Source organism: Bradyrhizobium sp. SZCCHNR1051, assembly GCF_032489615.1.
GTDB lineage: Bacteria > Pseudomonadota > Alphaproteobacteria > Rhizobiales > Xanthobacteraceae > Bradyrhizobium.
Map to the genome: position 1 here is coordinate 62662 of NZ_JAUEYJ010000005.1, position 13282 is coordinate 75943.

Consider the following 13282-nt stretch of genomic DNA (forward strand, 5'->3'; position numbering starts at 1 on the left):
GTGCCATAGGAACCGACCTCCCCAACACCAGCCCGATGCTCTACACTCGTTGCGGTAGCATTATCGCGGACATTCCTTTGTCATGAAGAATATTGTCATCTGCTGCGACGGCACCGGCAACGAGATCAGCGAAAACATCTCGAACGTGCTCAAGCTCTATCGCTGCCTGCGCAAGACCGACAAGACGACGCCGCTCCAGGCCGTGTTCTACGATCCCGGCGTCGGCACCCTGACACAGCCGGACAGCTGGCATCGCTTCAGGGCCAATTTCAACATGGTGCTGGGGCTCGCCACCGGGTACGGCCTCGACGACAACATCATCAGGGCCTACTGCTTCCTCGCCACGCATTACCAGCAAGGCGACCGCATCTTCCTGTTCGGCTTCTCACGCGGCGCCTACACCGTGCGCGTGCTTGCCGGACTGATCCACAAGGTCGGGCTGATCTCGCCCGATCAGATCAATCTCGCCGGCTCGGGCGTGATCGCCTACAAGAAGTACTCCTCCGACAATCCGAAGGCCGGACGCGGCATCACCACCGAGGTCGAGAGCACCGAGGACGAAGGGCCGATTCCCGAGAGCCGCGACGATCAGGCCGCGCAATTCGCGCGCATCACCTCGACACGCTGGCCAACGATCCATTTCGTCGGCGTGTGGGACACGGTGGCCAGCGTCATCGTGCCGCGCACCGACCGGTTCCTCGCCCTCCCCAGCCTTGAGGAACTCGCCTTCTCGATCGAGAACCCGAGCGTGAAGATTTTCCGGCAGGCCGCTGCGATCGACGAACGGCGCTGCATGTTCCGGCTGAAGCCGTGGAACATGCCACAGACCTTCACGCCGAACCGCTTCAACAAGGCGCATGCGGGACCGCAGGACGCCAAGCAGGTGTGGTTCGCCGGCGTACATTGCGACGTCGGCGGCGGTTATCCCGAGGCGCAGTCGGCGGTCTCGAAGTATCCGCTGCTGTGGATGATCGACGAGGCGGTTGAGGCGGGGCTGGCGGTCAATCCGCGCACGGTGAACCAGCTCGCCTGGGGCGTGCAGCGCAAGAACAGCCCGTTCTCCTATGTGGCGCCGAGCATCCAGGGCCCCCTGCACGATTCGATGAGGCCGGCCTGGCGGCTGCTCGAATGGCTGCCGAAGAGCGCGACGTACAAGGAGTGGCCGGAGCGCAAGGCGCGTTTCGGATTCTACATTCCGAATTGCGAGCCGCGCTTCATTCCCGAGGGCGCGTTCATCCACGAGAGCGTGCTGATGCGGATCGCGGAATCGCAGGACTACCGGCCCGTCAATCTGCCCGCGTCCTATGAGCGCGTACCGCTTCCGGTCAAACAGAAGGCGGAGTAGCAGCAACAGCGCGTTGCGGGTCGAGCAGCGTCTTCGGAGGCTCGCGCGTGGCGGATCGCCTCAGATCATGCGCAGATGGATGACGCCGTCGGTCACCTCGCCACGGGCGAACTGCTCGCGCGCCATCTGCTCGAACGCCGTGCGGTTTCGCTGCAGATAAGCGAACGCCTGATTGCGTGTGCCGAAGCAGGTCTCGAGATGACAGACCTGCCGCGTAGCGCCGATTGCAAGCGCAAATGCGATCGTCTGGCCTCCACGCTGCGTCTCGTCCTTTGCAATGCGAACGTCTGTAGCTGTCGACTTGGCCACGTCAGCCTCCTCGGTACGAAGGTCGGGTCTGTACGCGGGACGCGGTTGAGGCGTAATGATCAGGCATGGATCGCCCGTCTGTTCGAGCACCAGCAACGGATCTGAAGTTCCGATAGTTCCACCGGGCAACCGACGTCGGAAGGCGAGATGAAGCGGCCCTAGCGAGCGACCTTCTTCCGCCGCTTCGGCGCAGGCGCCGCATCAGAACCCGCTTGCGCAGCTTCCGCTTCCTTGGCGAGCCGCAACACGCGTAGCCGCTCCATGTTCTTGCGGACCGCCGTCGCGCGCTGATCCCATTCGGCGCGCGCCTTCGCCCCGTCCTCGGTGGCGACGCGCTGGCGCTCTGACCGCGCAATGCTTTCGGGGGAGCGTTCTGACATCTTCTTGGTGGCCATCGACTGATCCTTCCGGAGATGCGGGTTACCGTCGAGACGCAGAAAGCCCGCTCAATACAGGATCGAGCGGGCAAACCAGCCATTTCAGTACATCCGTGAAATGGCCCAAGACGTCAGATCAGTACGATCAGACCAGCGCGAGATTTTCTGCGCTGGTTTTACCGCGCATCTTGTCCGTCTTGACCTCAAAACTGACTTTCTGGCCTTCAGCCAAGCCAGCGAGACCAGCGCGTTCAACCGCGCTGATGTGAACGAACACGTCGTTCCCGCCATCCTCCGGCTGAATGAAACCAAAGCCCTTCTGGCCGTTGAACCACTTTACGGTACCCTGCATGTCTATCTCCAAATCATTAATCGCGCGACCATCACGCGATCCTCATTCAACTGAGCGATGACTTTTGGAAATAGCCCACAGGCACATTCAGAAAGGCACAGCGGCTAATCGAACTACCTCAAGGTAGAGATTTTCTGGGGGAATACAAGGCCACGGGGCAAATATAGTTTGCCGAGAGCCGGAACCGTGAGTCGGCTCACGCTGGCAATATCAGCAAATTGCCCTTATCTTCACTGGACCATCGGTAACGGCCTGGCCATCGATGGCTGAGAGACACTCGTGCTCCCGCCTTCCGACGAAGGGGATCATCGTGTCTCGCACGTATTGTGCTCATCACATTGTGAGCAACACGTTTCATTGACGCCGCTCTGCTGAGCGCGCCGCTCCCCCGCCGCAGCGCTGATCGGCTTCGCCAACCTAATTTCATCGATAGAGATGAAGACAAGGAGGACACTTTTGCAGGTTCTTGTTCGTGACAACGACGTCGAGAAGGCGTTGCGCATCCTGAAGCGGAAGATGCAGCGCGAAGGCGTATTCCGCGAGATGAAGCGCCGCAGATCCTACGAGAAGCCATCGGAACGCAAGACGCGCGAGAAATCCGATGCGATCAGGCGCCAACGCAAAGTCGCGCGCAAGCTGGCCATCCGCGAAGGCTTGCTGCCTGCGCCGGTCAAGAAGGTACCTGCGTCGCGGCCGGGCGTGCTGCCCTCCACGACCTCGACGCGCCCCGATCGTGATCGGCCGCGGGATTCACTCACCTCTGCAACGCCGCGCAGCTGAGCGAACGACGGCATGTCCGCCGAAAACGACGGACCCGACGGAAAGAGGCTGGCGTTCACGCCAGCTTTTTCGGTTGTTTACCGGCGTTGTCGGCCGCTTCGCGCGCCAGGCGCTCGGCCTTCAGTCGCTCGCGGTTCTGATCGAACGCGGTCTGAGCCTTTTCATAGTCGCTCCTCGGCGGCTCGGCCGGCTTGAAGGCCTTGTGAGCCTCGCGCACGGCGGCCGTTGGCTTGCGCTCCGACATGATGACAGTCCTCGTTGGAATGGTGAACGCCGCTGCGACATCCTGTCGAGACTGGCATAGCATGGGCACGGTTCAATGACGGCCTCGGGTAGGCGGAGCCCGCTGTCTTGGCGCGGACCGGCTTGGACGACCACCCTGCGGCCTCATCGGGGCCCTTGCTATTATAATCCAAATACGCCGAAGATGTTGCAAGGAATTGAACCCGACCCGGCGCTCCATCGTTCCGACCGGCCGACGGCTTACGCACAATCACGCCATCCCGTGCCTGCGGCCGGGCACGGCAGCGAGCAGCTCGCGCGTATAGGCGTGTTCGGGATTGGCGAACAGCGCCGCGGTCGGCTTCAGCTCGACGATCTCGCCCTTCTGCATGACGGCGATCCGATCGCAGATCTGCGCGGCCACCCGCAGGTCATGCGTGATGAACAGCATCGACAGACCAAGGCGCGCCTTCAAATCTTCCAGCAGCCGCAGCACCTGCGCCTGGACGGACACGTCGAGCGCCGACACCGCTTCATCCGCGACGATGATCTCCGGATCGAGAGCGAGCGCGCGCGCAATGCCGATGCGCTGACGCTGGCCGCCGGAGAATTCGTGCGGGTAGCGGCCGATGGCGCCGGCGTCGAGCCCGACCATGCCGAGCAGTTCCTGCGCGCGTTTCAGCGCTGCGTCGAGCGCGGTGCCGCGGGCGACCATGCCGTCGGCGATGATGCGGCCGACCTTGCGGCGCGGGTTGAGCGAGGCGAACGGATCCTGGAAGATCATCTGGATGCGATGACGCTGCGCGCGCAATGCGCGGCCGTCCAGCGCCGTGAGATCGACATCGCCGATCCGCACCGTGCCGCGATCGGCCTCGATCAGCCGCATCACCAGACGCGCAACGGATGACTTCCCCGAGCCGGACTCGCCGACGAGTCCGAGCGTCTCGCCCTGGTGGATTGCGAAATTGACCGCATGCGCCGCGCGCGTCTCGCGCTTCGGACGGAACCAGCCGGTCAGCGTCACATATGTCTTGTCGAGGCCGATCACCTCCACCGCCCGAGGCGCATCCTCGCGTGATTGCCGTGGCGGCGGATCGAACGACGGCACGGCCGCGAGCAGCGCCTTGGTGTAGTCATGCTGCGGATGACCGAGCACGGCGTCGTCCGTGCCCTCCTCCACCACCTTGCCATGGCGCAGCACCACGACCTGGTCGGCGATATCGGCGACGACGCCGAAATCATGGGTAATGAACATCACCGCCATGTCGTGGCTGGCCTGCAGGTTGCGGATCAGCTTGAGGATCTGCGCCTGGGTCGTGACGTCGAGCGCGGTGGTCGGCTCGTCCGCGACGAGCACGGCCGGCTCGAGCGCGAGTGCCATCGCGATCATCGCCCGCTGGCGCTGGCCGCCGGAGAGCTGATGAGGATAGGCGCGGATGATCCGCTCCGGATCTGGCAGCCCGACCTCACGCGCCAGCTCCAGCACCTTGGCGCGGCGCTCCCGGGGGCTCAGCAGATCATGCGCCTCGAACACCTCCATCAGTTGCTCGCCGATCCGCATCAGCGGATTGAGCGCGGTCATCGGCTCCTGGAACACCATGGCGATGCGGCGGCCGCGCAGATCGCGCCAGCCTTCGGCATCGACGGCAAGCAGGTCGCGTCCCTCGAAGCGGATCTCGCCGCTTTCGACTCTGACAGTATCCGGCAGCAGGCCGAGCAGCGCATGCGCGCACATCGACTTGCCCGAGCCGGATTCGCCGACCACGCAGACGATTTTGCCGGCGGTGAGATCGAACGAGACGCCGTCGACCGCATGGGCGCGCTCTGCGCCCGTCGGCAACGAGATGCGGAGGTTCCTGATGGCAACGACGGGATCGGCCATCTTCTCACCTGCCCTCGCGCGACAGGCGCGGGTTGAGCGCATCGTTCAGCCCCTCGCCGATCAGATTGAGGCCGAGCACCGACAGCAGGATCGCGACGCCAGGAAACACCGTGATCCACCACGCCTGACGAATGACGGTGCGACCGGCGCCGACCATGTAGCCCCAGGAGATCAGGTTGGGATCGCCGAGGCCGAGGAACGACAGCGAGGATTCCAGGAGGATCGCGGTCGCGACCATCAGCGAGGCCAGCACGATCACCGGCGACAGCGCGTTGGGCAGGATCTCGCGCCAGATGATCCAGGCATTGCTCTGTCCGGTGACGATGGCCGCCTGGACATATTCGCGGGTCCGCAAGGACAGCACCTCGCCACGCACCAGCCGCGCCACCGGCGGCCAGCTGACGAGGCCGATGGCGGCGACGATCGAATAGATCGACGGCTGCAGGATCGCGACCAGCACGATGGCGAGCGCGAAGCTCGGGATGGTCTGGAAGAACTCGGTGAAGCGCATCAGCGCATCATCGACGCGGCCGCCGAAATACCCGGCGATGGCGCCGAGCGGCACGCCGACGATCAGCGCAACGAGTGTCGAGACGAGACCGACCAGCAGTGAGACGCGGGCGCCGAAGATCAAGCCGGCGAGCACGTCGCGTCCGAGCGCATCGGTGCCGAGTGGGACCTTCGACAGCGTGAACGGCGGGACGAACGGCCGCTGCACCATGCGCCATGGTGAATTGGGGAAGTACACCGGCCCGGCCACCGCGATCACGATCGCCAGAACGAGAATGATCAGCCCGATGATGCCGCTCGGGCTGCGCAGCATGGTGCGCCAGAACTGCCTCATGAGGCGTACTCGATGCGCGGATCGACCAGTCGGTAGACGAGGTCGGTGACGAGATTGAAGATCAGCACCATGGCGGAGGAGACCACGAACACGCCGAGCAGCAGGTTGTAGTCGCGCTGGATCAGCGCGTCGTACATCAGCCGGCCGATGCCCGGCCAGGCGAAGACCGTCTCGGTCAGCACCGCGCCGCCAACCAGGGTGCCGGCGTGGACGCCGGCGAGAGTCACCACCGGCAGCAGCGCGTTGCGCAGCACGTGGCGGCGCAGGATGACGCCATCGCGCAGGCCCTTGGCGCGCGCGGTCTTGACGAAGTCGAGCCGCTTGACCTCGAGCATCGAAGCGCGGGTCATGCGGGTGTAGGTCGCCATGAAGAACAGGCCGAGCGTGGCAGCCGGCATGGCGAGATGCGCGGCGACGTCGAGCGCGTGGCGGACTCCCGTATAGCCGGCACCGACCGTTTCATAGCCGAAGCTCGGCAACCAATCGACCCAGACCGAGAACAGCAGAATCGCGATCAGCGCGATCCAGAACAGCGGCGTCGCGTAGAAGATCAGCGCGAGCACGGTAATTGCAGTATCGAGGATCGTGCCGGCGAAGCGCGCGGCGAGCGCGCCGAACAGGATGCCGAGACCGAGCGAGATCGCGAACGCGGTGAGCGTCAGCAGCAGGGTCGCTGGCAGCCGCTCGGCGATCAGCCTGGCGACTGGCGCCTGCTGGCGGAACGAGAAGCCGAGATCGAGGCTGGCAATGCCCTTGACGTAGATGAGGAGCTGTTCCGGCAGCGGACGGTCGAGGCCGAATCTTTCGCGCAACTGCGCCACAAAAATCTGGTCGGAGGCGCCGGCTTCGCCGGCCATCACCACGGCCGGATCGCCCGGCGCCAGCCGGATCAGGAAGAAATTCAGCACAATGATGGCGAGAAGGACGATGACGCCCTTCACGACGCGCTGGGCGATGAAGGAGAGCATGAAAGCCCCGTGGAAGTCAGCTCGGCAGAACAGCGAAACACTGGAGTGCGGGGATCATGGCCGCGCCCCGGAGTGCACCGCTATTTGTCGAGCCAGGCATCGCGAAAGCCGTCGTTGACGCCGATGCCAGTGGTGATGAGGTTCTTCACCTTGCACTTGGTGATGGTCGGAAACTGCAGCTCGAGCAGCCAGGCCACGGGCACGTCCTCAGCCAGGATCTTCTGCACCTTGTCGTAGGCCTCCTTGCGCCTGGCATCGGTCGGCGCCGTGGCGCCCTCGGCGAACAGCTTGTCGACCTCCGGGTTCGAATAGCCCTCGACGTTGTTGAACAGCTGGCCCTTGGCGATCGCCGAGGTGATGTAGTTGCGGGAGACGCCGAGCGCGGGATCGCCGTACTGATAGAGATAGGTGAAGGCGATGTCGTAGTCCCACTCCATGATCTTCTGGTTGCCGCCTGGGACGTCGGTCGCGATCGTCTCGATGTTCATGCCGACATCCTGCAAGTTCTGCTTCACCGCCTCGCCCCAGCGCTGCCAGGTCTCGCCATAGGCCAGCGGCAGCATGCGGATCTTCTCGTCCTTGTAGCCGGCCTCCTTGAGCAGCGCCTTCGCCTTGGCCGGGTCATACGGATATTTCGGCACGTCGTCGCTGTAGAACTTGATGGTCGACGCCGACGGGCCGGTGGCCACCTTGCCGAGGCCGTTCCAGATCACGTCCTTGGCGAAGTCGCGGTCGATGGCGTACATGATCGCCTGACGCACCTTCTTGTTGGCCAGGATCGGATTGCGGTTGTTGAGCCACATCCAGGCCAGCGGCGAGAAGAACTCCCAGCCGGCGCCGGTGACGCAGGCGCCGGGCAGCTTGGAGACGCGCGGCACGTCGAAATTCTCGATCGAGCCGCCCGGCAGCACGTCCACCTTGCCGGTCTCGAAGGCGACCGCGCGCGCGGCAGCGTCGGGAATGATCTGCCAGTAGACCTCGTCGAGATAGGGCTTGCTCTTCTCATGGTAGTTCGGATTTTTCACCATCCGGATGAAGGAGCCCTTCTGCCATTCCTTGAACATGAAGGGGCCGGTGCCGACAGGCGCGTTGTTGTTCGGATTGGTCTTGTAGTCGGTGCCCTCATACAGGTGCTTCGGCACCATCGGCATCGAGCCGACCTCGAAGATGCCGATGAAGGGACCGAACGGCTCCTTCAGCGTGAACACCACCGTGAGATCATCCGGCGCCTCGACTTTCTCGACCATCACGAGGTTGTTGCGGGCGCGCGCATGCGTCTGCTTCAGCATCTCGATCGAGAACAGCACGTCGGCCGAGGTGAACGGCTTGCCGTCGTGCCAGGTCACGCCGGGCTTCAGCTTGAAAGTGTAGACCTTGGCATCCGGGCTGATGGTCCAGCTCTCGGCGAGGCCGGGCAGCGGTTCGAGCTTGGGGCTGTAGCGCAGCAGGCCTTCGAAGATGTTGCCGGCGACCATCTGCGTCGGGCCGTTCTGGACCATCGCCAGCATCAGGCCCGGCGGCTCGGGCTGAATCACCGCATTGACCACGCCGCCGACCTTCGGCTCCTCCGCTTGCGCCGCGGACAGTCCGCAGCCAATGACTACACCCAGCAGCACCCGTTTCAACATGATGAACTTCCCAAATGTCATTGCGGGCCGCGATGCATCAAGCGCGCCAAGGTGCGCGATATCGCCATGCGGCTTCTGATGTGATGCCTGCTCTGGGCGCATGGGCTGTTGGATCGTCCGCGCGCAGCGCCGTAGAACGGGCTCCAATACGACCGCGAGCAACGCTTTGGAAACGTCGCCAGGACCTGTGTCAGTCGCGCAATGCGCCCCCGGACGACGCGGCTCACAGGTCGAGCCCCTTGATGCAAAGGCTCACACGATCGCAATCGCGGCCGCAAGATGAAACTCGCGACAGCGTTAGCCCAAAAATTGAACAGGGAAAATCAGCGCCGCAGACGCGCGATCGCGCCGGAAACGATCTGCATGATCACGCCGATGATCCAGCCGACCATGATCAGCGACGTCCAGACGATGTGCGGATCTTCGCGCAGGATGATGATGGCGACGGCGAAGAACGCCGTCAGGGTCGCAAGGAAGGTCCCGACGGCGCTCAGGAATTCGGCCGTATCGATCTTCGTCTCCGCAGGTGAGTCCTCGTCATGCGGATGAAAAGGGAGTTGCGGCGTGTCGATGCCGAGATAGAAGCCCAATGCGCCGGACAGCATCATCACGATCAGGAAGCCCTGCGTGGTCAGCAACGGAACGCTGGAGCCGACATGCGCCCCGACGAAGACGCCGCAGGCGGCCCCCGCCAGAGCCAAACCCGAGCGTTCGAGGATATGGGCAAACTTCCTGACGCGAAACCGCATGACCTGCCCCCAAATGTCAGACCCGCCACGCGCATGCAGCGGATTCGACGCCTGGACCGTCCTAACGGCAAGACCGTCACCCAAACGTCAAATCTGAAGCTGCACTCGCGCGAAAATTTTAGCTACATTTCTTTTGATGCCAGCACTGCCCGAAAGGGAGGGCGAATGCTGGCGCCAACATACTAGGCGGCCCTGGTCAGGTCGGCATTGAGGTGGCTCAACCTCGGCATGACCTCCTGCTTCAAGAGGCGCAGCGAGTTGTGCCAGGCTTCCGGCCTGTGCTTGTAGTCGAAGCCGAACACGCACAGCGTGCCGAAGCCGCCGACCTCATGCCAGATCTTCTCGATCTTCTCGGTCACCGTGGCCGGCGAGCCGACGATCCAGTTGCGCTTGGCGCAATAATCCACCGTCACGTCGGAATCGGGCACATCGGGTGAGTGCTTCAGATAGTCCTTGAAGCCGAAATGACCGAGCAGGGGCAGGAAGTATTCGCCCATCATCCGTCCCATCATGTCGCCAGAGGACAAGCGCCAGGCTTCCTCGTCCGTATCGGCGACGAATACCTCGCGCACCAGCCGCCAATCGCTGCGGCTGGGCTTGCGGCCGGACTTGGCGGCGCCGGCCTCGACCGAGTCCCAGTGCGACGACACATAGGCGGGGTTGAGGTTGAGGCTCATCGGGATGAAGCCGCGCTCGCCGGCGAGCTTCAGCGTGTCGGAGTTCTTCGACAGGCCGGCGACGCCGATCGGCGGATGCGGCGTCTGGATCGGCTTGATGTGTGGCTTGAGGAAGTCGAACATCACATCGGGCTTGGTCACCGTCCAGTACTTGCCCTTGTACGTCCATGGCGCGTCCTCGGACCACATCTTCAGGATGATCTCCAGCGCCTCGCGCGTCATCTCGCGGTTCTGGCCGCTCATGCCGTCGACGTTGAACATCGCCCAGTCGCTCGGCAGGCCGGATGCGGCAATGCCGAAATTGAGGCGGCCGTCGGAGAGGTGATCGAGCATCGCGACGCGATTGGCGAGCTCGGCCGGGTGATGATAGGGCAGCAGGAAGCCGCCGGGCCCGAGCCGGATGTTCTTGGTTTCGCGGAAGGCCTGCGCCAGAATCAGGTCGGGCGCCGGATGCGGCTCCCAGGGCGCGGTGTGATGCTCGCCGATCCAGGCTTCCTGATAGCCGAGCTCGTCGAGCCACCGCAGGACCTGCAGGTCCCACTCCTGCCCCTCCTTCAATCCGCACTCCGGCGGATGCGAGGGCATCGTGAAATATCCGATTTCCATGGCGCTTTCCTCTCGCGTTTATATTGCGGCGCATCTTTGCGATGCGCTCATCGTCACGCGAGACGAAACACGACCAGACGAGTCGGCATCGCCGCACGTGGTCTGCGAAGTCTAGCACTTCGTCCGACAGCGACAATCGTCAGCCGTGTCGCGGGCGGAATGATGACCGCAGAATTTTGCAACGCTGATGCGCAACATTGCGGTCATCAATTGCACGTCAGCGTGCGCCGAACGTCGTCCTGCCGAACAGCTCCTTCTGCGTCGACGGCTGCGAGCGCCAGTATTGCGGAGGTGCTGCGACTTGTCCGCCGAGCTCCGCTGCGGCGTGCCAGCCCCAGCGCGGGTCATAGAGCATGCCGCGGGCCAGCGCGACCATGTCGGCCTTGCCCGAGGCCACGATCTCCTCGGCTTGCTGCGCCTGCGTGATGAGACCGACCGCAATGGTGGGAAGCGCCGTCGCCTGTTTCACGGCCGCGGCGAACGGCACCTGATAGCCGGGTCCGAGCGTGATCTTCTGCAACGGCGACACGCCGCCCGAGGAGACGTCGATCCAATCGGCGCCGCGGCGCTTCAGCTCTTGCGCAAACGTGATGGTCTGATCGAGATCCCAGCCGCCGTCGACCCAATCGGTCGCCGAGACGCGCACGCCGACCGGTCTGTCCGCCGGAAATACCGCCCGCACCGCATCGAACACGTCGAGCGGAAACCGCATGCGGTTTTCGAGCGAGCCGCCATAGGCGTCGCTGCGCTGGTTGGCGATCGGCGACAGAAACTGATGCAGCAGATAGCCATGCGCGCCGTGGAGCTCGATCGCGTCGATGCCGAGGCGCGCGGTTCGTTGGGCTGCGGAAACGAACGCATCGCACACCCGCTTCAGTCCGGCTGCATCGAGCTCCTGCGGCGCGAGCTCGCCATCCTTGTGCGGCAGGGCCGAGGGCGCGACCGTCTGCCATCCGCCGTCCGCGAGCGGAATCTGCTGTCCGCCATCCCACGGCTTGTGGCTGGAGCCCTTGCGGCCGGCATGGGCGAGCTGCATCGCAACCGCAGCCTTCGCATGTTTGCGAACCGAGGCCAGGATCGGCTTCAGCGCAGCTTCCGTCGCATCGTCCCACAGCCCGAGGCAGCCGGGGGTGATGCGCCCGATCGGCTCGACATGCGTCGCCTCGATGCAGAACATCGCCGCGCCCGACAGCGCCAGCGTGTTGATGTGGGTGAAGTGCCAGTCGTTGGCCGCACCATTCTCGGCCGAGTACTGGCACATCGGCGACACCATGATGCGGTTGGCGAGTTCGAGACTGCGCAGCTTGATCGGAGTGAACAGGGCGCTCATGCTGAGTTCCAGGTTGCGACGGTTGACGCGATGATCTGATGGCGGCGAGTGTCGATCATGGACGAGGCGCGGTCAACGCGAGCGGCCGCAGCGGCGCCGCGGCTCACTCCACCAGCGTGAACTGCAGCAGCAGCGTGCGCTGGATCATCGAGAAATTGTCGTCGGACACCAGCGTCAGCACGGTCTCGCCCTCCGGCGTGACATGCGCATCGATGCCCTCGAGATTGTCGATCTCCTGCCCGAGATCAGCGGAGAAGATCGCCGGACCATCGACCAGCGCGCCCGGCGCGATCTGCGCAAGCATCAGCCGGCGGATTCGAATGCCGACCCCGTTGAACAGCGAGAACTTGCGTTCGAGCACCAGCAGATCGCCCGACGGCAGCAGCACGGCATCGCTGACATCGAACTCGTTGCTGCGGACGATGCTGAACTGTCCCGCCGCGGGTCCGCCGATCAGGAAGGCGAGCAGATTGCCGTTCGGGTCCAGACCGCGCTCGGAGAGCGCGATCAGGGCGCCGGCGAGCGGCAGACCCTTCGGCACGACTACCAACGCTTCCAGTCCCTTGTTGTGGGGTAGCCGCTTGGCGGCCGGCGGCAGCGGCACGATCTCGCCGCGCGCGCCGGTTCCGCCCTTGGCGAAATCGTAGCGCAGGAGCTGGTTGACGCGCTCGAGGCCGACATAGACGATGTCGCCATCGCGAGCGAGCGACTCGGAATCATACCAGCCGCGATCGGTGATGGGCCGTCCGTCCGGACCGAGCAGCGGCGCCGCTTCGACATCGGCGAGCCCGGCGATTTCGCGGCCGGAATAGGCAATGCGGCCGGTGAACCAGCCGCCCTTGTCGCTGACCGCGAGGAAGCGTTCACCCTTGGCATCGAGCCGGATGCCGGACAGGCCGCCGAAGCCGGGATAGGACGAGGTCAGCGCCACGCCGCTGCGATACTGCAGCATCCCGAAGCGCAGATGGGTCCTATCGCGGAGGTCGAACGCAGGCAGCGGTCGCGCATTGACCTCGATCTTCACCGGCGACGTGACGGAGTGCTCGTCGGAAGCTGCGCGTCTGCGGACAGGCGTCGGCGCGAGTTGCGCACGAGCCGTCGTGGACCATGCGAATGCCGACACTCCGCCGATGGTCAGCGCGAGAAAGCGCCTGCGGTCGGCAATCGCCTGCAGCGACATCGTCAGCGGAGCCCCCTCCCCCACCTCCTCCGA

The 13282-nt window shown here is 64.2% G+C and carries 14 protein-coding genes; 2 read left to right on the top strand and 12 right to left on the bottom strand.

Annotated features, from left to right (window positions below):
- The first annotated feature begins 82 nt into the window (after positions 1-82).
- Positions 83-1345, top strand: coding sequence for a DUF2235 domain-containing protein (locus QW868_RS07255; protein WP_315773201.1), 1263 nt, complete (start codon positions 83-85; stop codon positions 1343-1345).
- A gap of 60 nt (positions 1346-1405) precedes the next feature.
- Here QW868_RS07255 and QW868_RS07260 read toward each other — a convergent pair whose 3' ends face one another.
- The 3 genes from QW868_RS07260 to QW868_RS07270 all read right to left on the bottom strand — a co-directional run bounded on the left by QW868_RS07260 (position 1406) and on the right by QW868_RS07270 (position 2383).
- Positions 1406-1750, bottom strand: coding sequence for a hypothetical protein (locus tag QW868_RS07260; protein WP_316230240.1), 345 nt, complete (start codon positions 1748-1750; stop codon positions 1406-1408).
- Positions 1751-1812: 62 nt separating this feature from the next.
- Entirely contained in the window at positions 1813-2049 is a 237-nt protein-coding gene (locus tag QW868_RS07265; protein WP_316230241.1) for a transcriptional regulator, read from the bottom strand.
- Between the two features lie 127 nt (positions 2050-2176).
- Positions 2177-2383: a cold-shock protein gene (locus QW868_RS07270; RefSeq protein WP_315735153.1), complete on the bottom strand. Its 207-nt coding sequence runs from the start codon at positions 2381-2383 to the stop codon at positions 2177-2179.
- Positions 2384-2839: 456 nt separating this feature from the next.
- Here QW868_RS07270 and rpsU point away from each other — a divergent pair, with 456 nt between their 5' ends.
- Positions 2840-3163, top strand: a complete 324-nt coding sequence (gene rpsU / locus QW868_RS07275) for a 30S ribosomal protein S21 (protein WP_315773200.1) — start codon at positions 2840-2842, stop codon at positions 3161-3163.
- Positions 3164-3218: 55 nt separating this feature from the next.
- On the opposite strand, the gene QW868_RS07280 is transcribed toward rpsU, so the two are convergent.
- From QW868_RS07280 to QW868_RS07320, 9 genes are all read right to left on the bottom strand, one after another.
- A complete protein-coding gene (locus QW868_RS07280) occupies positions 3219-3407 on the bottom strand; it encodes a hypothetical protein (RefSeq protein WP_315735157.1) in 189 nt (62 codons plus the stop codon).
- Positions 3408-3656: 249 nt separating this feature from the next.
- Positions 3657-5267: an ABC transporter ATP-binding protein gene (locus QW868_RS07285; protein ID WP_316230242.1), complete on the bottom strand. Its 1611-nt coding sequence runs from the start codon at positions 5265-5267 to the stop codon at positions 3657-3659.
- A gap of 4 nt (positions 5268-5271) precedes the next feature.
- Positions 5272-6111, bottom strand: coding sequence for an ABC transporter permease (locus QW868_RS07290; RefSeq protein ID WP_315773198.1), 840 nt, complete (start codon positions 6109-6111; stop codon positions 5272-5274).
- A complete protein-coding gene (locus QW868_RS07295; RefSeq protein WP_316230243.1) occupies positions 6108-7079 on the bottom strand; it encodes an ABC transporter permease in 972 nt (323 codons plus the stop codon). Before QW868_RS07295 ends, QW868_RS07290 begins: the two co-directional genes overlap by 4 nt.
- Before the next feature lie 80 nt (positions 7080-7159).
- Complete coding sequence (locus QW868_RS07300; protein WP_316230244.1) at positions 7160-8707, bottom strand: ABC transporter substrate-binding protein; 1548 nt, start codon at positions 8705-8707, stop codon at positions 7160-7162.
- Positions 8708-9030: 323 nt separating this feature from the next.
- Positions 9031-9456, bottom strand: a complete 426-nt coding sequence (locus tag QW868_RS07305) for a hypothetical protein (protein ID WP_315735167.1) — start codon at positions 9454-9456, stop codon at positions 9031-9033.
- Between the two features lie 182 nt (positions 9457-9638).
- Positions 9639-10739 (bottom strand): LLM class flavin-dependent oxidoreductase, encoded by a 1101-nt coding sequence (locus tag QW868_RS07310; protein ID WP_315735169.1) that lies wholly within the window; start codon positions 10737-10739, stop codon positions 9639-9641.
- Positions 10740-10956: 217 nt separating this feature from the next.
- A complete protein-coding gene (locus QW868_RS07315) occupies positions 10957-12069 on the bottom strand; it encodes an NADH:flavin oxidoreductase/NADH oxidase (RefSeq protein ID WP_316230245.1) in 1113 nt (370 codons plus the stop codon).
- A 103-nt stretch (positions 12070-12172) separates the two neighbouring features.
- Positions 12173-13249, bottom strand: coding sequence for an esterase-like activity of phytase family protein (locus tag QW868_RS07320; protein WP_315797297.1), 1077 nt, complete (start codon positions 13247-13249; stop codon positions 12173-12175).
- Positions 13250-13282 lie beyond the last annotated feature (33 nt).

Excerpts from the sequence above, each read along its gene's own strand:
- QW868_RS07255 (WP_315773201.1), top strand. The coding sequence starts at position 83 with ATGAAGAATATTGTCATCTGCTGCGACGGCACCGGCAACGAGATCAGC.
- QW868_RS07265 (WP_316230241.1), bottom strand. The coding sequence starts at position 2,049 with ATGGCCACCAAGAAGATGTCAGAACGCTCCCCCGAAAGCATTGCGCGG.
- QW868_RS07270 (WP_315735153.1), bottom strand. The coding sequence starts at position 2,383 with ATGCAGGGTACCGTAAAGTGGTTCAACGGCCAGAAGGGCTTTGGTTTC.
- QW868_RS07280 (WP_315735157.1), bottom strand. The coding sequence starts at position 3,407 with ATGTCGGAGCGCAAGCCAACGGCCGCCGTGCGCGAGGCTCACAAGGCC.
- QW868_RS07285 (WP_316230242.1), bottom strand. The coding sequence starts at position 5,267 with ATGGCCGATCCCGTCGTTGCCATCAGGAACCTCCGCATCTCGTTGCCG.
- QW868_RS07290 (WP_315773198.1), bottom strand. The coding sequence starts at position 6,111 with ATGAGGCAGTTCTGGCGCACCATGCTGCGCAGCCCGAGCGGCATCATC.
- QW868_RS07295 (WP_316230243.1), bottom strand. The coding sequence starts at position 7,079 with ATGCTCTCCTTCATCGCCCAGCGCGTCGTGAAGGGCGTCATCGTCCTT.
- QW868_RS07300 (WP_316230244.1), bottom strand. The coding sequence starts at position 8,707 with ATGTTGAAACGGGTGCTGCTGGGTGTAGTCATTGGCTGCGGACTGTCC.
- QW868_RS07305 (WP_315735167.1), bottom strand. The coding sequence starts at position 9,456 with ATGCGGTTTCGCGTCAGGAAGTTTGCCCATATCCTCGAACGCTCGGGT.
- QW868_RS07310 (WP_315735169.1), bottom strand. The coding sequence starts at position 10,739 with ATGGAAATCGGATATTTCACGATGCCCTCGCATCCGCCGGAGTGCGGA.
- QW868_RS07315 (WP_316230245.1), bottom strand. The coding sequence starts at position 12,069 with ATGAGCGCCCTGTTCACTCCGATCAAGCTGCGCAGTCTCGAACTCGCC.
- QW868_RS07320 (WP_315797297.1), bottom strand. The coding sequence starts at position 13,249 with ATGTCGCTGCAGGCGATTGCCGACCGCAGGCGCTTTCTCGCGCTGACC.